At 67.0% G+C, this 23,053-nt stretch carries 16 protein-coding genes; 5 read left to right on the top strand and 11 right to left on the bottom strand.

Annotated elements, in window-relative coordinates; all coding sequences use genetic code 11:
- Window positions 1–26: 26 nt before the first annotated feature.
- Window positions 27–1,784: a hydroxysqualene dehydroxylase gene (locus tag ON40_RS01675; RefSeq protein ID WP_040817638.1), complete on the bottom strand. Its 1,758-nt coding sequence runs from the start codon at window positions 1,782–1,784 to the stop codon at window positions 27–29.
- 126 nt (window positions 1,785–1,910) lie between these two features.
- Window positions 1,911–2,918 carry an EamA family transporter gene (locus tag ON40_RS01670; RefSeq protein WP_083895348.1) on the bottom strand — a complete coding sequence of 336 codons (1,008 nt, stop codon included), beginning with the start codon at window positions 2,916–2,918 and terminating at the stop codon, window positions 1,911–1,913.
- Between the two features lie 93 nt (window positions 2,919–3,011).
- Here ON40_RS01670 and ON40_RS01665 point away from each other — a divergent pair, with 93 nt between their 5' ends.
- Window positions 3,012–3,974, top strand: coding sequence for a LysR family transcriptional regulator (locus tag ON40_RS01665; protein ID WP_051192561.1), 963 nt, complete (start codon window positions 3,012–3,014; stop codon window positions 3,972–3,974).
- A gap of 96 nt (window positions 3,975–4,070) precedes the next feature.
- On the opposite strand, the gene ON40_RS01660 is transcribed toward ON40_RS01665, so the two are convergent.
- The 3 genes from ON40_RS01660 to ON40_RS01650 form a co-directional block, all read right to left on the bottom strand.
- Entirely contained in the window at window positions 4,071–5,708 is a 1,638-nt protein-coding gene (locus ON40_RS01660) for a MinD/ParA family ATP-binding protein (RefSeq protein ID WP_444543718.1), read from the bottom strand.
- 608 nt (window positions 5,709–6,316) lie between these two features.
- On the bottom strand, window positions 6,317–8,116 hold the full coding sequence (gene leuA, locus ON40_RS01655) for a 2-isopropylmalate synthase (protein WP_040817634.1): 1,800 nt from the start codon (window positions 8,114–8,116) through the stop codon (window positions 6,317–6,319).
- 230 nt (window positions 8,117–8,346) lie between these two features.
- Window positions 8,347–9,489, bottom strand: coding sequence for a PLP-dependent cysteine synthase family protein (locus tag ON40_RS01650; protein ID WP_040817812.1), 1,143 nt, complete (start codon window positions 9,487–9,489; stop codon window positions 8,347–8,349).
- 174 nt (window positions 9,490–9,663) lie between these two features.
- Here ON40_RS01650 and ON40_RS01645 point away from each other — a divergent pair, with 174 nt between their 5' ends.
- Window positions 9,664–10,806 (top strand): DUF5685 family protein, encoded by a 1,143-nt coding sequence (locus ON40_RS01645; RefSeq protein ID WP_051192535.1) that lies wholly within the window; start codon window positions 9,664–9,666, stop codon window positions 10,804–10,806.
- A 25-nt stretch (window positions 10,807–10,831) separates the two neighbouring features.
- On the opposite strand, the gene ON40_RS01640 is transcribed toward ON40_RS01645, so the two are convergent.
- From ON40_RS01640 to ON40_RS01630, 3 genes are read right to left on the bottom strand one after another with little or no spacing between them, the layout of a single operon-like run.
- Window positions 10,832–11,470 (bottom strand): hypothetical protein, encoded by a 639-nt coding sequence (locus ON40_RS01640; RefSeq protein WP_040817633.1) that lies wholly within the window; start codon window positions 11,468–11,470, stop codon window positions 10,832–10,834.
- 43 nt (window positions 11,471–11,513) lie between these two features.
- Entirely contained in the window at window positions 11,514–12,122 is a 609-nt protein-coding gene (gene recR / locus ON40_RS01635; protein ID WP_040817631.1) for a recombination mediator RecR, read from the bottom strand.
- Between the two features lie 15 nt (window positions 12,123–12,137).
- Complete coding sequence (locus tag ON40_RS01630) at window positions 12,138–12,476, bottom strand: YbaB/EbfC family nucleoid-associated protein (RefSeq protein ID WP_083895339.1); 339 nt, start codon at window positions 12,474–12,476, stop codon at window positions 12,138–12,140.
- Between the two features lie 122 nt (window positions 12,477–12,598).
- Here ON40_RS01630 and ON40_RS01625 point away from each other — a divergent pair, with 122 nt between their 5' ends.
- Window positions 12,599–13,186: a hypothetical protein gene (locus ON40_RS01625; RefSeq protein ID WP_040817627.1), complete on the top strand. Its 588-nt coding sequence runs from the start codon at window positions 12,599–12,601 to the stop codon at window positions 13,184–13,186.
- A 12-nt stretch (window positions 13,187–13,198) separates the two neighbouring features.
- Here the strand turns inward: ON40_RS01625 and ON40_RS01620 are convergent, their stop codons facing one another.
- Window positions 13,199–13,633 (bottom strand): SRPBCC family protein, encoded by a 435-nt coding sequence (locus ON40_RS01620; protein WP_040817808.1) that lies wholly within the window; start codon window positions 13,631–13,633, stop codon window positions 13,199–13,201.
- 586 nt (window positions 13,634–14,219) lie between these two features.
- Here ON40_RS01620 and ON40_RS01615 point away from each other — a divergent pair.
- Both ON40_RS01615 and ON40_RS01610 read left to right on the top strand, forming a co-directional pair.
- Window positions 14,220–15,650 (top strand): FAD-binding oxidoreductase, encoded by a 1,431-nt coding sequence (locus ON40_RS01615; RefSeq protein WP_051192559.1) that lies wholly within the window; start codon window positions 14,220–14,222, stop codon window positions 15,648–15,650.
- The gene (locus tag ON40_RS01610) at window positions 15,647–16,963 is read left to right on the top strand and encodes a class I SAM-dependent methyltransferase (protein ID WP_040817622.1); all 1,317 of its coding nucleotides are present in this window, start codon (window positions 15,647–15,649) and stop codon (window positions 16,961–16,963) included. The genes ON40_RS01615 and ON40_RS01610 overlap by 4 nt, the downstream gene beginning before the upstream one ends.
- 73 nt (window positions 16,964–17,036) lie before the next feature.
- Here the strand turns inward: ON40_RS01610 and ON40_RS01605 are convergent, their stop codons facing one another.
- Window positions 17,037–20,654 carry a serine/threonine-protein kinase gene (locus ON40_RS01605; RefSeq protein ID WP_040817619.1) on the bottom strand — a complete coding sequence of 1,206 codons (3,618 nt, stop codon included), beginning with the start codon at window positions 20,652–20,654 and terminating at the stop codon, window positions 17,037–17,039.
- A 209-nt stretch (window positions 20,655–20,863) separates the two neighbouring features.
- Window positions 20,864–23,008: a 3-hydroxyacyl-CoA dehydrogenase NAD-binding domain-containing protein gene (locus tag ON40_RS01600; RefSeq protein ID WP_040817616.1), complete on the bottom strand. Its 2,145-nt coding sequence runs from the start codon at window positions 23,006–23,008 to the stop codon at window positions 20,864–20,866.
- Between the last annotated feature and the right edge of the window lie 45 nt (window positions 23,009–23,053).

The raw sequence follows: 23,053 nt of genomic DNA, 5'->3' as shown, positions 1-23,053 counted from the left end.
GTGTGTCCGACATCGGATACACCGGATCAGGTCGGTGTGTCGAAGGCGTTCGGTTGTCCCGCGGCGTAGCGGACGGCATCCATTCGGCGGAACGGTTCGAGTTCGGGGGCTCGATAGAGCGGAAAGAGCTTGCAGCGCGGGGTATTCGAGCCGACGGTGTCCAGGAGGGCGTTCACGGCTCGGCGCGCGGATTCGCAGGCGCCCTCCATGGTGGCCAGGTCGATCGTGGTGCGCACGTAATCGCCCGCGAGGAACAGGTTCTCCAGCGCGCCGTGTGGTTGCGGGCGAGCGGACCAGGAGCCGACGGTATTGATCAGCAGCGGGTCGGCATTCGTATTGTGTTGGCGCGCAGCGTCCCACGTGACGCCGGAGTCCAGGAACCACGAATGCAGATCGGCATCGGGCAGCGCCGACTTACCACCCAGATGCGCCTGGATCTGCGCCCAGACCTCCCGGGCGACCTCCTCGTGGCTGCACTCGCGGGCCGGTTTGCCGTACAGGATTCCGGGCGTGTTCCAATTCGAGACGTCCACCGACAGGCAGTCCTGGACGGTTCCGTCGCCGTAACCGGAAAGCGGTGTGCGCGACCAGAATTGGTTCTGCGCGATGGAGGTCAGCGACCACGGTGAGTCGACGTAGGCGACGTGACCGCGGGCGATCCGCGACGGACGTCGCAGATAGAACTGGATTCCGGACATCCAGTCGACCACCAGCCGGTCCATCGCCGCCAACTCCGGTTGCACCGCGAGGATATCGGGCGTCCAGAACTGCCGGGCCACGTCGGCGGGCACCGCCATCACGAAATGATCTGCCTCGACGGCACTTTCGCGTCCGGCCGGATCGGCCACCCGAGCACCGGAGATCCGGCGATCACGCACCTCGAGCCGACGCAACCGCGCGGTCACGAACCGGACCCCGAGCTCACCCAGCCGCCGCGTCCACGGCTCGATCCAGACCTGCGAGGTCGGCCCGTTCAGCAGCCGATCCAGCGGGCCGTCGTTGCCGATCTGGAGTGGGTTGCCCAGGAACTGCTCGCCCATCGAGCCGATCGTGCGCGTACTGGCGTGATCATCCTTGGCCGCCACCAGCAGCGTTGTCAGCGTACGAGACATCAGCACTCGAAATTCCGGCGAATGTCGCTGCGCACCAATGAAATCACGCCAGGCCATGTTCTCCCACTGCCCGGTCCGCCGAGCGTCACTGCTGGTCATGAAGACCAGCAGCCGTTCGGCGAAATACGCCGCGTCACTCATCGGCAGCTTCGCCGAGGTGGCGATCACCGAGGACAGGCTCTGTCGGAAATCGTCCGGATTCGACCACGACTTGCCGAGTCCCATCGGCACGATGGTGTCCGGTCCGCCGCTGCGCGAGAAACGCGCCTCGGACGCCGCGACGAGATTGTCCCAGACGCCATTCGCGTTGCCCGCGAACGGAATTCGCCGCATGGTATCCGGGATGTGGTGATAGAAGCCGGGAAAGAACCGGAATCCGTGTTCCCCGGGCAGATCCGGACGCCCGCCCCGCGCGCTGCCGGGTACCGCGATACTGCGCGCCTTACCGCCCAACGCCCGCGGCTCGTACACGGTGACCTCGAAGCCTCGCTCGGCCAGTTCGTGCGCCGCCGTCATACCGGCCACCCCGCCACCGAACACCGCGACCCGCCGCCCGGTCGCCGCCGCCGCGGGAACCGCCCGCACACTCAGCGCACTCGCCGTCAACGCACCTGCCAGGGCCGTCCCACGAAGAACCGATCTCCGCGAAACCTTCCCGTACTGCTCAACCATCGTTCCGGACCTCCACGCCGCGCAACACTGTAAGCGGTCACACCGCTTCGTGCGTGCACGGGCGGAACATCGCCGATCACGACCCCGATTGCCGAGATTTCGCTCACATCGTGCGCGGCGGACGCGTCAGCCGGCGGCGCGCACATCCTCGGGCACCGGCTCCGCGGCTCGGGCCTGGCGCTCGCGGAGAGCCTGCGCGGCATCGGTCCCGCTCGTCTCGGCCACGGTGTGCGACGCGGTGGCGCGTGCCCGGCCACCCGAGGTCACCGCGAACGCGCCGGCTATCACGATCACGCCGCCGACCAGCGACAACACCGTGGGACGTTCGCCGAGGAAAATCCACGAGGAGGTGATGCCCACCACCGGAACCATCAACGACAGCGGGGCCACCACGCCCGCGGGATAGCGGCTCATGAGATAGGTCCACAGTCCCGTGGCGACCACCGTGGCGAGCAGGACCGTGTAGGCGAGGGCTGCCAGCGCGGGCCAGCCGGTAGCCGAGAACGCTGCCAGCAGGGCGTGCGCGGCCGCGGCCGGACCTTCGGTCAGGAAGGACAGGGCGAACAGCGGGATCGGCGGGATCACCGCCATCCACAGGCTCAGGTGCAACGGGTCGACCTTCTCGCCGGACTTCCCGCCCGCGACGGCCAAGCGGGAACCGATATTGCCGAACGCCCACCCCAAACCGGAGGCCAAAGTCAGCAGCACCGGCAGCAGGGCCGCGTGCCGCGCCCGGTCCCAGCCGATCAGCGCCATCCCGAGAACCGCCGTCACCAGACCGAGAATCTGTGTGGCCCTGAGCCTTTCGCGCAGGAACAGCGCTCCCAGCAGCACCGTGAACGGCGCGGAGGACTGCGCCACCAGCGAGGCCAGCCCGGTCGGCATACCCGCCCGCATCGCGATGAACAGGAAGGCGTACTGCGCCACCCCGAAGCCCAGGCCGTACAGCAGCAGCCAGCGCAGCGGCACCCGCGGGCGCGGCACCAGCACCACGACCGCGACGGCGATGACGACGAACCGCAGCCCGGCGAAGAACAGCGGCGGAAAATGTTCCACCCCGATGTGCAGAGCCAGGAAATTCAATCCCCACAACAAGACGACGGCCAGGCCGAGCAGACGATCACGGTTAGTCACATCGTCAAGCATGCGAAGGTCAAAGAATAAGAACAATCGAATATTTATGCATGGATAATGTAGTAGAACTTACCTATGCCGAATCCGGTGCCGCTGTCCGTCGACCGATTGCGCATCCTGCGCGAACTCGCCGACCGCGGCACGGTCGCGGGCGTCGCCGCGGCGCTGTCGATGACGCCCTCGGCGGTCTCACAGCAGTTGAAGGTGCTCGCCAGAGAGGCCGGTGTGCCGCTGCTGGAGCCAGACGGGCGGCGGGTGCGGCTGACCGATGCCGGACATGCGCTGGTCGTGCGCGCCGACGAGGTGCTGGCGGCGATGGACCGCGCCGCCGCCGAGATGGCGCTGTACCGGGGCGCGTCACATGGCCGGGTGCGGGTGTCGATGTTCCCGTCCGGGGCCGCGCTGCTGCTGCCGCGGGTGCTCACCGTGCTCGCGGACAGCCGCGTGGACATCGCCGCCAGCGATGAGGACGTGCCACCGTTCGAGGTCCCGCGCCTGCTCGCCGACTACGACGTGGTGCTGACCAATCGCGACGAGCACGCACCGTCGGTCGCCGGACCGCGGGTGCACGCCGAGGCGCTGCTGCGCGAGCCGATCGATATCGTCGTGGCCCCCGGCCATCACCTGGCCGATCGAGAATCGGTCACCGCCGAGGAACTCGCCGAGGAGACCTGGCTGAGCGAACGCGGCGGCTTCCCCGTCGACGACGTACTGCGCACGATCGCCACCGTCACCGGCGTTCAACCGCGAATTGCCCAGCGCCTCAACGACTTCAGAGTCATCGAAGAACTCGTCGCAACAGGCCACGGCGTAGCCCTGATGCCCCGGTACTCCGTCCGTCACCCCGGCCTGGCGGTCCTGCGCCTCTCCGGCGTCCGAGCCGGTCGCATGTACGACCTGGCCACCCGCCCGCACGCTGCCCGCCGCCCGGCCATAGCCGCCGTCCTCGCCGCCTTCCGCACTGCCGCAGACGAAGTGGTCGCTGCTATCAATCCGCGGACAATCCCTGCGACTGTGACGCCTGCGCACGCCGACGAAGACGCTGCACCCCATTGAGTGCGACACCACCGGTCACCAGCACTCCGGGCGTATCCGCTTGTGCGGCACCGCAACTCGTCCCGGTCGGGCGAGATGCGGTGCCGCAGAGCGGAACTAGCGGCCGTACGGGTCGCGACCGTACTGGTCCGGGATGCCGTACTGCCCGGTTTGGGGGCCGGAGTACGGAGGGTTCTCGGGGTACGGGGGGTTCTGCGGGCCCGGGTAGTGCGATTGGACGGGCTGGAACGCGGGGGTCGGGATGTTGTACGCGAAATCATCGGCGACCATGGCGGCCAGTTCGAGCAGTGCAATCCGGGTCGGTTTGCTGACGAGTTCCAGATCGATCTCCGCGCCCTCGGCGAGGTGGTCGTCGAACGGCACCACCTGTACCGCGCGGGTGCGGTCCAGGAACAGTTTGCGCAGCTGGTCGAGGTCGACCGTGGAGGCGCCGCGGCGAGAGGCGTTGACCACCACCACGGTTCGCTCCACCAGCTTGTTGTAGCCGTGGTGCTCGAGCCAGTCGAGCGTGGCCGAGGCGCTGCGCGCACCGTCGATGGCCGGGGAGGTCACCAGGATCAGCGAGCTGGCCATGTCCAGTACACCGGACATCGCCGAATGCATCAGACCCGTACCGCAGTCGGTCAGGATGATGTTGTAGAACTGCTGCAGGATGTTGATCGCGCGCCGGTAGTCCGCCTCGCTGAACGCCTCCGAGACGGCCGGATCCTGTTCACTGGCGAGCACTTCCAGGCGGCTCGGCGCCTGGGAGGTGTGCGCCCGCACATCCGAGTAGCGGCTGATGCGCTGATCCTCCAGCAGGTTGCGCACCGTGGACCGCGTCTGCCGCGGCACCCGATGGGCCAGCGTGCCGAGGTCCGGGTTGGCATCGATGGCGATGACGCGGTCACCGCGCACGGAGGCGAAAGTGGAGCCGAGGCCGACCGTTGTCGTGGTCTTGCCGACGCCACCCTTCAGCGACAGGATCGCGATCCGATAGTCGCCGCGCACCGGCTGATTCACCCGCTCGGTCATCTCGCGGAGCAGCACGTCCGCCGAGGACTCACCCGGATTGATCGCACCGCCGGACATCTTGTGCACCGCACGACGCCAGCCACCGCGCGGTGAACGCCGGGCCCGCTTGAGCAGATTCAGATCGTTGACCGACTGACCGCCCGGACCCAGCTGACCGAGCTGCGGCATCGGCTGCGGCTGGAATCCCTGCTGCGGCGGCTGATGCTGTTGCTGCACAGGATGATTCGGCTGACTCAGCGGACCGTTCTGCCAACCTGCGTTCTGCGGCTGCTGTTGTTGCGGCGGCTGCGGATGTTGCGGCTGCGGCGGCTGATACATCTGCGGCTGCGGCGGCGGTGGCGGCGCCCAGCTGTGCGGCTCCTGAGTGAACTGCGCCGGATCATGACCCGCGGGAGACTGTTCGGGCCCTTGCGGCTCCTCGTCGAACGTCCGCCGGACCATGCCGTCGCTGCCGATTTCCTGCCGGACCTCGCCGTACGGCGTTTCCTGGCGCACCTCACCGTAATTCGGCGCGGGCGGCTCGGTGAAATTGTGCGGCGGCGTCTCGGGGAACGGCTGTTGCTGCGGCACGCCGAAGTTCGGCGGCGCGAACGAGGTCGGCTCGCCCGGACCGCCGGGCGGCGCGAACGGACCGCCGTGTTCGGGTGCCGAGAAGTTGCCCGGCGGCGGGAAACCGGGATCGGGCGGGAACTGCCCGGCTCCCGGTGGGCCGTACTGCATTTGCGGCGGGGGGAACCCACCCATCTGCGGCGGCGCACCCGGAGGGGCGAACGGGCCCTGCTGTTCCTGGCCGAACGGCGGCCCGGGAACGAACTGGTGCGGCTCGGCTCCGAAGTTCTGCTCCGGAGCGAACTGCCCGTCCGGACCGGGCTGCGGGCCCGGCGGGAAAGGTGGCTGTTCGTCCATGGAATCCGGCACGGGCGGGAAGATCCCCGACGCCTGCTCCTGGTCAGGTGCCGAATCGTGGTCGCCCGGCTCGGATCCGGTATCGGCGCTCACGGCGTCCTCGTCCGCCTTCGCGTCCTCGTGCGCCGCTGCCGTTTTCGGGTCGTCCTGCTCGGTGGCTGTATCCGTGCCTTGGCCTTGCAGCCAAGCCGGTGAGTTCGAGTTGTCGTTGGTCGTCACGTATCCCCCATCTGCTCGGGAGTTTTCGAGCAGTGAGCTCGGCGCTGATGCTGTTCAACGCTAGCACGCTGTCCGGATGCTCGTAGTGCCACAGAGCAGGTGACACCTCATGCGACGGGGAGTTGTCCACATGTGGACAACTCCCCGTACGACAACTACCGCGACGCGCCGGAACCGGTGCCCGACACGCGGTTCCGCGCGAACTACTTCCGCTCGCGACGCGACCGGTTGACCGCCGAGACGACCGCCCGCAGCGAGGCCGTGGTGATGGAGGTCGCGATGCCGACGCCCCAGCTCACCGAATCCCCGATCGCGCATTCGACATACGCCGCGGCCTGTGCGTCGTCACCGGAGGACATGGCGTGCTCGGAGTAGTCCAGCACCCGCACGTCGTAACCGATCGTGGCCAGCGCGTCGACGAACGCCGCGAGCGGACCGTTGCCCGTGCCGGCGATCTCCTGTTCGACGCCGTCCACCTTGACCACCGCGGAGATGGCATCGGTCCCGGTGTCGGTCTCGGCGGCGGTGACCTTCTGCCGCATCCGCTCCAGCGGCAGGATCGGGTTCAGGTACTCCTCGGCGAAGACGTCCCACATCTCCTTCGGGCTGACCTCGCCGCCCTCGCCGTCGGTGATCTTCTGGATCGCCTGGGAGAACTCGATCTGCAGCCGCCGCGGCAGCGCCAGCCCGTGATCGGTCTTCATGATGTAGGCCACACCGCCCTTGCCGGACTGCGAGTTGACCCGGATCACGGCCTCGTAGGTGCGCCCGACGTCCTTCGGGTCGATCGGCAGGTACGGCACCTCCCAGGTGATGTCCGCGACATCCGAACCGGCCGCGTCGGCGGTGGCCTTCATCGCGTCCAGACCCTTGTTGATCGCGTCCTGATGGCTACCCGAGAACGCGGTGTACACCAGATCGCCGCCGTACGGATGACGCTCGTGCACCGGCAGCTGATTGCAGTACTCGACCGTGCGACGGATCTCATCGATGCTGGAGAAGTCGATCTGCGGGTCGACGCCACGGGAGAACATGTTCATCCCCAGCGTGACCAGGCAGACGTTGCCGGTGCGCTCACCGTTGCCGAACAGGCAGCCCTCGATGCGATCCGCACCGGCCATATACCCCAGCTCGGCGGCGGCCACGCCGGTGCCGCGGTCGTTGTGCGGGTGCAGGGACAGCACGATCGACTCGCGACGGGCCAGATTGCGGCTCATCCACTCGATGGAGTCGGCGTAGACGTTCGGCGTCGCCATCTCCACGGTCGCGGGCAGGTTGACGATCAGCGGCTTGTCGGGGGTGGGCGCGATGATCTCCGAGACCGCGTCGCACACCTGCTTGGCGTACTCCAGCTCGGTGCCGGTGTAGGACTCCGGGCTGTACTCGTACCGCCAGTTGGTGTCCGGGTAGTTCTGCTCGATCTGCTTGCACAGCGTGGCCGCGTCGGTGGCGATCTTCTGCACGGCCGCGCGGTCGGCCCGGAAGACCACCTTGCGCTGCAGGATCGAGGTCGAGTTGTAGAAGTGCACGATCACGTTGGCCGCGCCGCGGCACGCGGTGAAGGTGCGCTCGATCAGCTCGGGACGGCACTGGGTCAGCACCTGGATGCTGACGTCGTCGGGGATCGCGTTCTCCTCGATGATCTCCCGGACGAAATCGAAATCGGTCTGGCTGGCCGACGGGAAGCCGACCTCGATCTCCTTGTAACCCATCCGCACCAGCAGATCGAACATCCGGCGCTTGCGGGCCGGGCTCATCGGATCGATGAGCGCCTGGTTGCCGTCGCGCAGGTCCACCGCGCACCAGCCGGGCGCGCGGTCGATGACCTTGTTCGGCCAGGTGCGGTCGGGCAGCGTGATCTGCTCGACCTCCTCGGCGAAGGGGCGATACCGGAAGGTCGGCATCGAGGAGTTCTTCTGTACGTTCCACGCGGGCTGGTCGGCCGGGGCGGGCTTGGACGGCGCGGTGATGGTGCGCGCTACGAAGGCGTCAGCGGATGGCATGCAATTCTCCGTGAAGTGTGGGTTGGTGTATCCCAGGGAAATGGGTCGACCGGCACAGCTGAACCCCGCGACGGGAGCCGGTCCGTGTCAGACCCCGTCGCGGCGGCCGAGGAGGAGTGCCCGCTGCATGATGTGGGCCAGTATATATGGCCTCCGCTCCGCTCCGGCGGGGCCGGGGCCCCCGAGGGCCGATTCTCCCCTCCCTCCGCTCCCCCGCTTCGCTCCTGCGCTCAGGTCGGACTTGTTGGCGGTACCGGTCGGGTCGACAACTCACCCGTGGTCAGAAAATTCCGTAATCGTGCCTGGTAAGGCTCGATATCGATGTCCTGGGCCACGAGCCAGTCGGGGTTGTAGTACTTGTCGATGTAGCGGTCGCCGGGGTCGCAGATCAGGCCGACGACGCTGCCCTCCCGGCCCTCGCGCGCCAGCTCGGACATGATGTGGAACGCCGCCCACAGGCCGGTTCCGGTGGACGCGCCGGCCTTGCGGCCGATCACCTCCTCGAGCACGTGGATCGCGGCGATGGCGGCGGCGTCGGGGACGTGGATCATCCGGTCGATGGCCGAGGCGACGAAACTGGGTTCCACGCGCTGGCGGCCGATGCCCTCGATGCGCGAGCAGATCTCCGTGGTGACCTCGGCGTCGTCGTCGCGCCAGCCCGGGAAGAAGGCCGAGTTGTCCGGATCGGCCACGCACAGGCCGGTCGAGCGGCCGGTGTAGCGGATGTAGCGGGCGATCGTCGCCGAGGTGCCGCCGGTGCCCGCGGTCGCGACCACCCAGGCCGGATCCGGGAAACGTTCCTGAGCCATCTGATCGAAGATGGATTCGGCGATGTTGTTGTTGCCGCGCCAGTCGGTGGCGCGCTCGGCATAGGTGAACTGGTCCATGTAGTGCCCGCCGCGCTCGCGGGCCAGCCGCGCCGCGACCTCGTAGACCGCATTCGCACTGTCCACGAAATGACAAGTGCCACCATGGAATTCAATCAGCCGCACCTTTTCCCGACTGGTCCCGCGGGCCATCACAGCGATGAACGGCACCCCGATCAGCCGCGCGAAGTACGCCTCGGACACCGCGGTCGACCCGCTGGACGCCTCGATCACCGGCCGATCCGGGCGCACCCAACCACTGCACAGCGCGTGCAGGAACAGCGACCGCGCCAGCCGATGTTTCAGCGATCCGGTCGGATGGGTGGACTCGTCCTTCAGATACAGATCCACCCCGGGCAGCGCGGGCAACGGCACCCGCAGCAGATGCGTATCGGACGACCTCCGCGCATCGGCCCGAACCTTGGCTATCGCTTCGGCCAGCCAGCGCCGACGCTCGGGATCGTAGCGATTGATATCCACCGTGCCCGGTTCCGCGGACGTCGTCATAAGCACCTCCAGGCTGAGTACCTGCGACATTACACAGCGAACCCGCACCGCCACCGACCCCGAGGCGAGGGCCGTGACCCGCCGATCTGCAGTTTCGCCGAAAATGTAGTGCCCTTAGGGAATTCACAGCGAAACGACAGCGCGCACCGGGGTCGGTTCGATTACCGTCGAGGCGTGTTCGGCATCATCCGCCCGTGTAGGCACCGGTTGGGCGAAGAGTTGAGTTCGGCGTGGATGGCACAGTTGTGCGGGCTGTGCCTGGCATTGCGCGACGACCATGGCCAAGCCGCTCGCATGGCCACCAACTACGACGGTCTGATCATTTCCGCGCTGGTCGACGCGCAGGCCCCGGCCACCACCAGGCGATCGGCCGGGCCCTGCCCGCTGCGCGCCATGCGCACCGCGGATGTCGCCACCGGTGACAGTGTGCGGCTGGCCGCGACCGTCTCCCTGGTCCTGGCCGCAGCGAAGGTGCGCGATCACGTCGAGGACGGTGACGGCGTCGCGGGGACCGCGGGCATCCGTCCGGCGGCGCGCCGGATCGCCCAGCGCTGGGCGCGACAGGGTGCGGAAACCGGTGCGGGCCTGGGCTTCGACACCGCGGTCCTGCTGGAGGCGGTGGATCGACAGATCGCCGTCGAATCGGCCGCCGGACCGCAGACCACCCTGCTCGAACTCACCGAGCCGACCGAGGCCGCCACCGCCGCGGCGTTCGGGCACACCGCGCTGCTGGCCGGACGTCCCGGAAACGAGGCGGCGCTCACCGAGGCAGGCCGGTTGTTCGGCCGCGTCGCGCATCTGGTCGACGCCGTGGAGGATCTGCACGAGGATCTCGCGCACGGCAAATGGAATCCCTTGGCGGCCACCGGAACTCCCGCACAGGAGACGCACCGGCTGTGCACCGATGCCCTGCTCGGCATCGAATTGGCGCTGGCCGAAGTCGAATTCACCGACGGACGACTGGTCCATCGCCTGCTGACCAAGGAATTGGGCCGCTCGATCCGCCGCACGTTCGGACATTCCGGCCACGAGAGCTGCCGCGTCGATCACCGGACCGACCACAGGGTCGTCAACCGGCGCTGGCGTCGCGGCGGATACGGACCGCCTCCGCCCGGATACGGTTATCCCCCACAGGGTTACGGCGGCTATCCCCCGCCCGGCTACGGCTACGGTCCCCCGCCCCGCCGCCGCAGCGGCTTCTGCCTGCCCTTCTGCGAGGGCGTCATCTGCTGCGAATGCTGCCGCTGCGAGGAAGAGTGCTGCTGCTGCGCATGCGAGGGCTGCGATTGCTGCGGAGAAAGCTGCTGCGACTGCTGAATCCTGTTGCGCCAGCGCGCAAATCTCAGAGGTCGACCTTGTCCCAGGCGAGCGCCTCGAGTCGGGTCCGGTCGCCGACGGTCCAGTCCCAGATGAGGTCCGCGACGCGATCGGCTCCGGTCAGGTGGGTGCCGAAATGCTTGTCGGGGGAACCGTCGCGATACTCCAGGATGTAGCTGTCCTGGTCGTCACGGAAGGTTTGAATGTAGACCTCGGGCTCGCGTTCCACGATGAGGTAGGGGCCCGGCTCGGACAGTCCCGGAATCCATTGGTGCACAAGTGATTCAGTGAGATAGGGGAACTCGCCCGCGCCGCCGTGGGTGACGGTCACCGGGATGTGCCCGGCCGGATCGATCAACCAGGCCAGTTGCGGGTCGTACACCGCGTAATCGTGCGGAGTGGCCAGTTCGAACAGCAGTGCGCGCACGTGCCCGATCGCGTCGTACGGACTCGCCACGTGCAGTGCGCCGCCGTGCGCGTCGATCGGCGCGACGCTCAGGAAACTGTCCTGTTCGGGCAGTTCCTCGTTGCGCCGATTCACCTCGGCGGCGATCTGCGCCGCCACGTCGGATTCCGGCCTGCCCTGCTGGGCGGTCAGATAGGCGTCGGCCTCGGCGGGCGAGGCCGCGGCGCCGGACGGCAACAGAATGTGGTCGTAGCTCACCTCGGTGACGCTACGTGATCCGGTGCCGGACGATGCCCCGGCCTCAGAGCGCGCGTCGCCCGGACAGGGCGCGGCCGAGAGTCAGCTCGTCGGCGAATTCCAGATCGCCGCCCATGGGCAGGCCCGAGGCCAGCCGGGTCACCGACAGACCCGGGAAATCGCGCATCATCCGCACCAGGTAGGTGGCCGTCGCCTCACCCTCGGTATTGGGATCGGTGGCGATGATCACCTCGGTGACATCCACACCGTCGACCTGATTTCCGATGCGCGACAACAGTTCCCGAATGCGCAGCTGATCGGGTCCGATTCCGGACAGCGGATCCAGCGCACCCCCGAGCACGTGGTACCGACCGCGGAACTCACGGGTGCGCTCGATCGCCTGAACGTCCTTGGGCTCCTCGACCACACAGATCATGGTGCGGTCGCGACGCGGATCGGCGCAGATGCGGCACGTCTCCCCATCGGAGACGGTCCCGCAGATCGAGCAGAACCGCACCCCGTCGCGCACTTTCTGCAGTGCGGCCTGCAACCGGTCGATCTCCGGCGGCTCGACCGAGAGCAGATGAAAGGCTATGCGCTGCGCGCTCTTCGGACCGACGCCGGGCAGTTTGCCCAACTCGTCGATCAGATCCTGAACCGGACCCTCGTACACCTGCGCCGTCCCCCGTCAGAAGGGCAGGCCGGGAATGCCGCCGCCGCCCATCCCGCCGGCCAGCGGGCCCAACTTCTCCGCGGCCAGTTGCTGCGCGTTGGCCATCGCCGTATTGAGCGCGCCGACGAGCAGATCCTGCAACGTCTCCACGTCCTCGGGGTCCACGACCTTCGGATCGATCTGCAGCGAGGTCACCTCACCGGTCGCCTTGATCGTCACCTTGACCAGACCGCCACCGGCCTCACCGGGCACCTCGGCCGCGGCGATCTCCTCCTGGGCGGCCATCACGGCCTGCTGCATCTGCTGCGCCTGCGCGAGCAACGCCTGCATATCTACCTGTTCACCGGGTTGCACGAGGTTGTCCTCTCTGCGGGAGTAAGTGGGCTCCAGCGTAGTCACGGTTCGGTCTACCGCCCTACCGGCATGGTGTCGGCCACTTACCATCGAGATGATCGGTTGTACGGGTGGAGGTTGCGATGAGGATGACCGGTGAGCGTTGGCGTAAGTCCCTCGCACAGTTCCTGGCCCCGGCGGGCCTGCTCGCGGTGATGACCGTGGTCCCGGTGACGGTCGCGGCGCCCGACGCGCAGGCCGACACCAGCTTCGGCGGCGCCTGCGTGCTCTATCCGAACAACCCTGCGGCGACGGTGGATTCGCTGCGTAACAGCTGTTCGATCGAGCAGCAGGTGCAGATCTTCGCCGCCGCCGAGCGCGGCGACGCACCCCACGGCGTCACCAACGGCTGGGTGACCAGTCCGCAGTTCATGCAGGTCGTCGCGCCGCCGTTCTGGATCGGCAAGACGTTCGACACCGGCCCCGACGGCGGCACCCTGATGAACCGCATCACCGGCGCGAACATCCCCGGCTGGCCCGCCAACGTCTATTCCGGGCCCGCCATCACCGACAAGCGCCCGGCCTGGCTCCTGGACTACGGCCCGTCCATCACCCCGCAGATCCTGGACGAGATCCGCGAGGTCACTCCGAACGTGTGGTTCGGCTATTCGTGGTGGCGCGGGCATTTCCAGACCACGCTGCTGCTGACCTTCGTACTCACCTACCCGTAGGCGAGCGGGCTCCTATCCCAGCTCACGCTCGAGGTTCTCCAGCACCTGGGCCTGGATCTTCTTGAGCCCCAACGGCGCGAAGATGCCCTCGAAGAATCCGGGGACTCCGCCCGCGCCCTTCCAGCTCGTGCGAACGGTGACCAGCGAGCCCGAGCCCGAGGGCGTCACGGTCCAGGTCGTCACCATGGTGGAATTCGAATCCCGTTCGGTCACGATGGAATCGGAGACCGAGATCGTGGCGTGCACTTTGCGCGAACGCTTCTGAGTGGCCTGCAGGGTCCAGTCGACGACGGTTCCGGCGCCCTTACCGCCCTCGATCACCTTGTAGTCGTGGTAGTTCGAGGTCAGGATGCGCGGGCGGACCGTCTCGTAATCCGCGATCGCGTCGAGCGTGCGCTGCGGATCTGCCGGAACGACGATCGAACTGGATGCGCTGACCTGTCCCACAATGAGCTCCTTCATTCGAGTCCGCGGAGGCGACTGCCGCCGAGACATGCTACGCCGCGATCGGCCCGCGCCGGAGTATCGGAGTTGCCCGAATCACCCTGGACATGGCGACAGCTATGGGCTCGTCCGCGCGGCGATGAATCACATCTGCTTTCGGATCCGCTCACCCCGGGCGTCCCCAGCAAACCGGACAGCCGTCATCGAGAAGGCGTTCCGGCCGGAACGGGCGTCGGCGAGAGTCGAACACACGCCGCGAGCATCCGCGTGGCATCCGGGCGATCCGTCATCGGCCGAATGATGCGGAACGCATTCTCCGCATACGCCTCGTAGCTCGGTATTTCCGGCTGCGCTGTGATCACTGTCGCAAAACCGCCGACCGGCGCGGCGGCGCAGTCGCGCGCATCGCGGTGCGCCCGGCTGCCAGTTGTTTCCGACCGGAACTATGACGACTACCAGTGCATACGCCGACGCGAGCGAACCGGGCGAGCAACATCGACGCAATGTGACGGCCTGGGAAAAATTCAGGTTTCGGGGCACCCTCCCGGTAGCCCCCTGAACCCTTGCGCGATAGCGTCTGGGTGTGGCAGTGAGTCTGTTGGGGAAGGCCGGCCGCGCGCCGGCCGCACGCGAGTCAGGTTTTGCCGCGCACCGTGCAGGAGTCGATCGTCTGCTCGCCAGCTACCGCGCGATCCCCCGGGACGCGAACATCCGGCTGGCCAAGAAGACCTCGAATCTGTTCCGTGCGAGGGCCAAGTCCAACGCGCCCGGATTGGACGTCTCCGGTCTGACGCAGGTGATCTCCGTGGACCCGTCGGCCAAGACGGCCGACGTCGCGGGAATGACCACCTACGAGGACCTGGTCGCCGCGACGCTACCGTACGGACTGGTCCCGCTGGTGGTGCCGCAGCTCAAGACGATCACCCTGGGTGGCGCGGTCACCGGCCTGGGCATCGAGTCCACGTCATTCCGCAGCGGCCTGCCGCACGAATCGGTCCTGGAGATCGACGTGTTGACCGGCGCCGGTGAGATTCTCACCGCGACGCCCGACGGCGAGCATGCCGACCTGTTCCGCGGTTTTCCCAATTCCTATGGGACGCTGGGTTATTCGACACGACTGAAGATCGAGCTGGAATCCGTGCTGCCCTATGTGGCGCTGCGGCACGTGCGATTCCACGATCTGGGCGAACTCCAGTCCACGATGACGCGGATCATCGCCGACCGGTCCTACGACGGCGAGCGGGTCGACTATCTCGACGGCGTGGTGTTCACCGCGCAGGAGAGCTATCTGGTGCTGGGCCGGCAGACCGACGAACCCGGCCCGGTCAGCGACTACACCGGAATGGACATCTTCTACCGCTCCATCCAGCATGATTCGGATCGGCCCAAACGCGACCGGCTGACCATTCACGATTACATCTGGCGCTGGGACACCGACTGGTTCTGGTGCTCACGCGCATTCGGCACGCAGAATCCGCGCATTCGCCGGATGTGGCCCAAGCAGTACCGCCGATCCAGCTTCTACTGGAAGCTGATCGCGCTGGACCACAAATATGATATCGCCGACAAACTCGAAGCGCGCAAAGGCAATCCGCCGCAGGAGCGCGTCGTGCAGGATATCGAGGTGCCGATCGAGCGCACCGCGGAATTCGTGCAGTGGTTCCTGGACGAGATACCCATCGAGCCGCTGTGGTTGTGCCCGTTGCGTCTTCGTGACGGCGCATCCGGCACCCGGCCGTGGCCCCTGTATCCGCTCGAACCCGAACGCGCCTATGTGAACGTGGGATTCTGGTCCGCTGTGCCGGCCGTTCCCGGTCAGCCCGAGGGCGCGGCGAATCGCGCCATCGAGAACAAGGTCTCCGAACTGGACGGCCACAAGTCGCTGTACTCGGATTCCTACTACGGTAAGGACGAGTTCGCCGAACTCTACGGCGGCGACATCTATACCGAACTCAAAAAGCGATATGACCCAGATCAGCGTTTGCTGGACTTGTATTCGAAGGCGGTGCAACGCAAATGACCACATTCAGGGACCGTTCCGATGTTTTCGCGGAGCTGGGAACCAAGCTCAGCATCGCCGAGATCTTCGAAACCTTGGTCGACGGCGAGGTTCCGATCCGCTTCTCCGCACATGACGGCAGCAGCACCGGGCCGAAGGATTCGACATTCGGTCTGGAAATCCTCAACCCGCGCGGTATCAACTACATCGCCACCGCCCCCGGCGACCTCGGTATGGCCCGCGCGTACATCGCCGGTGACATGGCCGCCGACGGCATCCATCCGGGCGATCCGTACGAAATCCTGCGCGCGATGGGCGATCTGAAGTTCCGGCGGCCCTCTGCGCTGGCGCTGGTGACGATCGCCCGCTCGCTCGGCTGGGATGCGCTCAAGCCGATCGCGCCGCCGCCGCAGGAGACGGTGCCGCGCTGGCGGCGCATCGCGATGGAAGGTCTGCGGCATTCCAAGACGCGCGACGCGGAATCGATCCACCATCACTACGACGTCTCCAACACCTTCTACGAATACGTTCTCGGCCCGTCCATGACGTACACCTGCGCGTGCTACGAGGACGAGGGCAAGACGCTCGAGCAGGCGCAGGAGAACAAGTACCGCCTCGTCTTCGACAAGCTGAACCTGAAGGCGGGCGACCGGCTGCTCGACATCGGTTGCGGCTGGGGCGGAATGGTGCGTTACGCGGCCAAGCGCGGCGTGCGGGTGATCGGCGCGACGCTGTCCGCCGAGCAGGCCGAGTGGGGTCAGAAGAAGGTCGTCGAGGAGGGGCTGTCGGATCTGGCCGAGGTGCGCCACTCCGACTACCGCGACGTGCGCGAATCCAATTTCGACGCCCTGTCCTCGATCGGCCTGACCGAACACATCGGTGTGCAGAACTACCCGTCGTACTTCGGTTTCATCAAGAGCAAGCTGCGCGATGGCGGGCTGTTCCTGAACCACACCATCACCCGTCCGGACAACACCCGCACCACCCGGGCCGGGGATTTCATCGACCGCTACGTCTTCCCCGACGGTGAGCTGATCGGCTCGGGTCGCATCATCTCCGACATCCAGAACACCGGACTGGAAGTGGTGCACGAGGAGAATCTGCGTCCGCACTACGCGCTGACTCTCGCCGAATGGTGCAAGAACCTGGTCGCGAACTGGGATGCCTGCGTCGAAGAGGTCGGCGAGGGCACCGCGAAGGTCTGGGGCCTGTACATGGCGGGCAGCCGACTCGGCTTCGAGCGCAACGTGGTTCAGCTGCATCAGGTCCTGGGCATGAAGCTGGGCCCGAACGAGACCTGGGACGTCCCGCTGCGCCCCTGGTGGAACGCCTGATCCCCAGTTACAACCGATGCGGGCCGCCGCCCGGTGGAGTACAGCCACCGGCGGCGGCCCGAGTCGATTCCGACTACAGCGAATCCAGGAATCGGTGAGTTTCCTCGGTGACCTCGGAATGTTCTGTGCCCAGGAGCATTTCGTTGCGCATGGCGTGCAGGAGTGAGAACACTCCCGGACCGGCATCCAGAAGCGGTCTGCGCCAGCCCAATTCGGCGCAACGGACCACGGCGGGAGTGAGGGTGGCGATGGATTCCCCGGTCCAGCCCGCGGCCGAGAGGCATTCGGCCAGCAGCAGTGTCACGTCCAATTGCGCACGGGGACGCTGCTGTTCGACGATCCGGCTGTGGAGCGCGCGGGCTCGTTTGACGGCCGAATCGTCGACGCCGAGCGGGGCGAAATCGGCATTGCCGAAGTACGGGTCGTAACCTCGCGACGGATCGAGGCCGCCGTGTGCGGCGGTGCGGGCCAGCAGTGCGCGCACCGCGGCGATCTCCTCGGCCTCGGCGGTCAGCGCGGCGGTCCCGCTCAGGTGCCGGATCGGCCGTAATCCCGGATCTCCCAACGGGGTCGGCGCATCCAGGGCCAGGCCGAGCCGCAGTTGTTCGGCTCGGATGTGCGCGCCCAGCCGGGGCAGTCGGCGGTCGGCGGCGAACCGGGCACCTTCGGCCAGCCGCGCGACCGCGGTCTCGGTATCGCCGAGCGCGGACTTCACCCGCGAGCCCACCACGAATGTGGTGATCATGAAATCCGCGGGCCCCACCCGGGCGACCAGTTGATGACTCTCGTCGAGCAGCTCATCGGCGGCATCGAGGTCACCGGCCCGGTACCGCACCTCGCCCAGCAGTGCCGCGGCCGCGCGCACCGCATGTGAACGCGGACCCGAGCGATTCCGGGCGACCTGCCACGCCTGCTCGCAACACCGTGTGGCCGTGGCGATATCGAGTTGCTCGTAGCCGGCCGCCGCGAGATTCAACAGCCCGAGTACCTCGCCCAGCGGTTCCTTGGATCGTGCGTGGTACGGAGCCGCCCAATCCTGCATCTCGCGCACGCCGTCGTAGTCGAAATCGCACAGCCGCACATATGATATGAGATTCGCGGCGGTGGACACGGTCCACGCGGGCAGTTCGTCGGCGGCGGCCAGGGTGTCCGAAACCCGTTCCGCCACACCGTCGGTGCGGTCACGGGCGACCATGTCGGCCGCGGCCAGCACATCCGCCTCGCAGCGCTGCCGCATGGTGTCGGCGTCGGTCGGCGAGTTGCGGGCCAACATACTGCTCACCCGGCCCAGGGCGGTGCGCGCGGCGCTGGACTGCTGCAGATTGATATTGGCCCGCGCCAGCGCCAGCATCAGTTTCGAACGCGTCGCGACCTGCTGCACCGGGAGTTTGGACACCGAACCGAGCAGGGTGGCCAGTTTCGAGGTGTCGATCAGATCCATCCCGCCGCCCTCGAGCAGGTCCAGCGCCAACTTCAGATCAGTCGCGGCCAGGGCGTGATCCACCGATTTGCGCAGCAGCTGATGCTCGGCGTACCAGCGGGAAGCCTTGCGGTGCAGACTCTTCGAGGCACCGGGCGATTCGCGTTCCAGGCGGGTGCGCAGTTGTTCGGCGAACAGCGGTTGCAATCGGAACCACACGGGATCGTGATCCAGTCGGCGCACGAAAAGCTCGCGGCGGCACGCCTCCTCGAGCAGTTCCTCGGCGTCGGCCTCCCCGCTGACCGCGGCGGCCAGCGATCCGCACACCTTCTCGGTCGCCGAGAGCGACATCAGGAACGCCAACATCCGAGGTTCGAGGGTGTCCAGGACGTTCTCGGCCAGATATTCGCCGATCGGCTCGTTGCGCTCGGACAGATGGCCGATCAGCTGATCGGTGTCGACCTCCGACACCGCATCGCCCGAATCGCCCTTTCCGGCCGCCTGGGTGCGAGCCCGCAGCGACAGGCTCACCAGCGCGATCGCCGCGGGCCAGCCGTCGGTGGCCCGGCCGATCCGCTCCAACTGCGCATCGGTCAACTCGAATCCGTTGCGCTCCACCAGAATCTGCCGTATCTCGGACTGCGTGAGCCGCAGCTCCGCGGTGCCGATCTCGACCAGTTCGTCCCGCACCCGCAGTCGGCTCATCGGCAGACCGGACCGCTCGCGCGTGGTGATCACGAACCGCAGATGATGACATCCGTTGTCCAGCAACGTATCCATCGCACGCCGTGCCCCGGCGTCGGTGATCCGATGCCAGTCCTCGATGACCACCACCACCGTCCGGCCACCAGCGTGGATCTCATCGATCAGCGTCGATATGGCATACGGCACCGCCTCGTCCGACCGCTCCTCGAGCACCTGCTCCAGCCCGGCCCCGATATCCGGGCACACCCGCCGGATGGCGCGCACCAGATGGGCCAGCAGCCACACCTCGTTGTCGTCGTCGCGATCGATTCCTATCCACGCCACCGCATTTCCGTGCTCGACGAGTTCGGCCTGCCACTGCGTGGCCAGCGTGCTCTTGCCGAAACCGGCCGGGCCGTGGACGACCGCCAGCCGCCGTCGGCCACCGGCCCGAAGGATGTCCAGCAGCCGCGGCCGCGACACCGGTTCGCGAGTCAGCGTCGGCGGCCGGAATTTCGTTGCGGCAGTGGGTGGTAACGCCCCGACAGGATTCAGCGCCCCGTCCGAGCGCAGCGTCAGCGCGGTGCGCGGACCGCTGGACAGCACACCCGTGCGCGAAGGCATGTTCTCCAGCGCGCTCGGCAGATCCGGATCGGGCCCCGAATCCAGCAGCGCCATCTCGTCGGCGGGCTGCCCGTGATCGTGCTGTGCCGCGCGCAGCAGCTCACCGAAGGCCAGCGCCGAGACCGGACGCTCGGCCGGATCCGTCGACATGGCCTGCTCGATCGCGGCGGCCACATCGGCCGGAATGTCCTGCGCGCGCAGATCCGGCACCGGCTGGGTAGTGATCCGCAGGAACTGCGCGACGATCTTCTCCCCGGACTGCCGCTCGTACGCCGCATGCCCGGTGAGCAGCGCGAACAACGTCGCACCCAGCCCGTAGACGTCCGAGAGGACCGTGGCCTCCTCGCCCTTGAGCACCTCGGGCGCGGTGAACGCGGGCGAACCGGTGATCATGGCGGTGGAAGTCCGGAAACCGCCCGGAATCCGGGCGATGCCGAAATCGGTCAACTGCGGTTCGCCGTAACGGCTCAACAGCACATTGGCGGGTTTCACATCCCGATGCAGCACCCCCACCCGGTGCGCACTCTCGATCGCCCCGGCCAGTTTCACCCCGACGCGCAACGTATCGGCCCAGCTCAACGGTCCGCTGTCGCGTACCAGCTGTTCGAGCGAACCGTGCACGGCATACGGCATCACCAGACACGGCAATCCACTTGCCGTGACGTCCACCTGCAGCACGTCGACGATATTGGGATGGCCGGACAACCGGCCCATCGCACGTTCCTCACGCAGGAAACGTTCGCGGCTCTCCGCATCGATCTCCGAGGACAGCACCTTCACCGCGACGGTGCGGCTCAACGTCTCCTGGACACAGCGAAATACGACCCCGAAGCCCCCGCGGCCGATTTCCTCGGCATCGGACAAGCCGATGGCTGCCAGCTCCTCGGCGATGTTCACCGGTTGATACTGCTGTGTGTCCGACTCCGAGGGAGTACCGCGGACCTTGTCCCTGCGTGCATTCATAGGACCGTCCTCGATGCCTGCGCTGAGTCCAACGTAGCTCGCCGCGGCGGCGCGCGTCCGCAATTCCACCTCTCGCGCGCCCCGCACGAACAAACCCCCCCGGGCAACGATTCACCCACCGACGACGACGGCCCGGACCACCGCGTCAACGGGGGTCCGGGCCGTGCGTAGGAACTCCCGGCGGCTGGTCACCGCCGGAACTCATCCGATCAGCGCAGCGAGGCGGGCACCTGGAAGCGGTCGCCGTACTTGGCGGCCAACTCGTCGGCGCGGGCCACGAAGGCCGCCTGTCCACCCGGGTAGCCGACGATGAACTGGTGCACACCACCGGTCCAGGCCGGGAAACCGATACCGAAGATCGATCCGATGTTCGCGTCCGCAGTGGTGGTCAGCACACCCTCGTCGAAGCACTTCTGCGTCTCGATGGCCTCGGCGAACAGCATCCGGTCGATCAGGTCCTGGAAGGGAACCTTGTCCTCGGTGCTGGTCTTGAAGTGCTCACGCAGCCCGTTCCACAGAGCCAGACGCTTGCCGTCCTCGTCGTACTCGTAGAAACCGGCCTTCTCGAGGCGGCCCGGACGACCCTCGGCGACCATGTAGTCGATGACGTCCAGCGCCGGGTGCCGAGTGGTACCCATCGTGGTGTCACCGGCCTGCGCGGCCTCCTCGGTCTCCTTGGCGATCTTCTGCATGAGCTTGAGGTTCAGCTCGTCCGAGAGCTGCAGCGGCGCGGCCGGGTAGCCCGCCTGCAGACCGGCCTGCTCGATGGTCTGCGGCTCGATGCCCTCGAGCAGCATCGCGATCGCCTCGTTGACGAACGTGCCGATCACGCGCGAGGTGAAGAAACCACGGCTGTCGTTGACCACGATCGGGGTCTTGCGGATCGCCAGGGTGTAGTCGAACACCCGGGCCAGCGCCTCGTCCGAGGTCTTCTCGCCGCGGATGATCTCCACCAGCGGCATCTTGTCGACCGGGGAGAAGAAGTGGATGCCGATGAAGTCCTGCTCACGCTTGACGCCCGCGGCCAGACCGGTGATCGGCAGGGTCGAGGTGTTCGAGCCCAGCAACGCGTCGGGCTCGACGATGTCCTCGATCTCCTGGAACACCTTGTGCTTGAGCTCGGTGTTCTCGAAGACGGCCTCGATCACGAAGTCGACGCCCGCCAGATCCTTGGCGTCCGCGGTCGGGTGGATGCGATCCAGCAGCGCCTTGGACTTCTCCTCGGTGGTCTTACCGCGCGAGAGGGCCTTGGCCTCCAGCTTCTCCGAGTAGTTCTTGCCGCGGTCGGCCGCCTCCTGCGAGACGTCCTTGAGCACGACCTCGAAACCGGCCTTGGCCGAGACGTACGCGATACCCGCGCCCATCATGCCCGCACCCAGCACGCCGACCTTGCGGATCTCGCGCTTGGGCACGTCCTTGGGACGCGAACCGCCGTTGTTGATCGACTGCAGGTCGAAGAAGAACGCCTGGATCATGTTCTTCGCGACCGGGCCGGTCAGCAGGTTGACGAAGTAGCGCGACTCGATCAGCGAGGCGTTGTCGAAGTCGACCTGGGCGCCCTCGATCGCGGCGGCCATGATGTTCTTCGGCGCCGGCATGTTCGCGCCCTTGAGCTGCTTGCGCAGGTTCGCCGGGAAGGCCGGCAGGTTGGCGGCCAGCGCGGGGCTGGACGGGGTGCCGCCGGGGATCTTGTAACCCTTCACATCCCAGGGCTGCACGCCCTTGTCCGGGTTGGCCTTGATCCACGCCTTGGCGGCCGGGACCAGCTCCTCGACGGTGCCGACGACCTCGTCGACCAGGCCGATGCCCTTGGCCTTGTTCGCGTCGAACTCGTTGCCCTGCAGCAGGATCTGCAGCAGCGCGGTCTGCAGGCCGAACTTGCGCACGGTGCGGGTGACACCGCCACCGGCGGGCAGCAGACCCAGCTTCACCTCGGGCAGGCCGAGCTTGAGGCCCTTGACATCGGCGGCGATGCGGTGGTGGGTGGCCAGGGTGATCTCCAGGCCGCCACCGAGGGCGGCGCCGTTGATCGCGGACACGACCGGCTTGCCCAGCTGCTCGAGCCGGCGCAGCGCACCCTTGATGACGGTGAGCTCCTCCATGATGGCGGGCGCGTCGTCCGGGCCGGTCTGCATCATGTTCTTGAGGTCACCACCGGCGAAGAAGGTCTTCTTCGCCGAGGTGATGACGACACCGGTGATGTCGTCCTTCTCCGCCTCGAGCCGGTCCACGGTGGCCGACATCGAGGTCTTGTAGAGCTCGTTCATCGTGTTGGCGCCCTGGTTCGGGTCGTCCATGGTCAGCACGACGATGCCGTCGGCGTCCTTCTCCCAGGCAATCATGTTGTCGGTCATAGTTTTCGAGTTCTCCTGAAGGAAGTCTGAATTGAATGGCGGCGC

This window comes from Nocardia jiangxiensis NBRC 101359 (assembly GCF_000308615.1).
GTDB classification, from domain to species: Bacteria; Actinomycetota; Actinomycetes; order Mycobacteriales; family Mycobacteriaceae; genus Nocardia; species Nocardia jiangxiensis.
The sequence above is the reverse complement of the archived record's forward strand: the minus strand, read 5'-3'. Positions and strand labels throughout refer to the sequence as shown.

Coding starts and splice junctions, on each gene's coding strand:
- ON40_RS01625 (WP_040817627.1), top strand. CDS start 12,599: ATGAGGATGACCGGTGAGCGTTGGCGTAAGTCCCTCGCACAGTTCCTG.
- ON40_RS01600 (WP_040817616.1), bottom strand. CDS start 23,008: ATGACCGACAACATGATTGCCTGGGAGAAGGACGCCGACGGCATCGTC.
- ON40_RS01660 (WP_444543718.1), bottom strand. CDS start 5,708: ATGCAGTACGGCCCACCGGGAGCCGGGCAGTTCCCGCCCGATCCCGGT.
- ON40_RS01675 (WP_040817638.1), bottom strand. CDS start 1,784: ATGGTTGAGCAGTACGGGAAGGTTTCGCGGAGATCGGTTCTTCGTGGG.
- leuA (WP_040817634.1), bottom strand. CDS start 8,116: ATGCCATCCGCTGACGCCTTCGTAGCGCGCACCATCACCGCGCCGTCC.
- ON40_RS01610 (WP_040817622.1), top strand. CDS start 15,647: ATGACCACATTCAGGGACCGTTCCGATGTTTTCGCGGAGCTGGGAACC.
- ON40_RS01605 (WP_040817619.1), bottom strand. CDS start 20,654: ATGAATGCACGCAGGGACAAGGTCCGCGGTACTCCCTCGGAGTCGGAC.
- ON40_RS01650 (WP_040817812.1), bottom strand. CDS start 9,489: ATGACGACGTCCGCGGAACCGGGCACGGTGGATATCAATCGCTACGAT.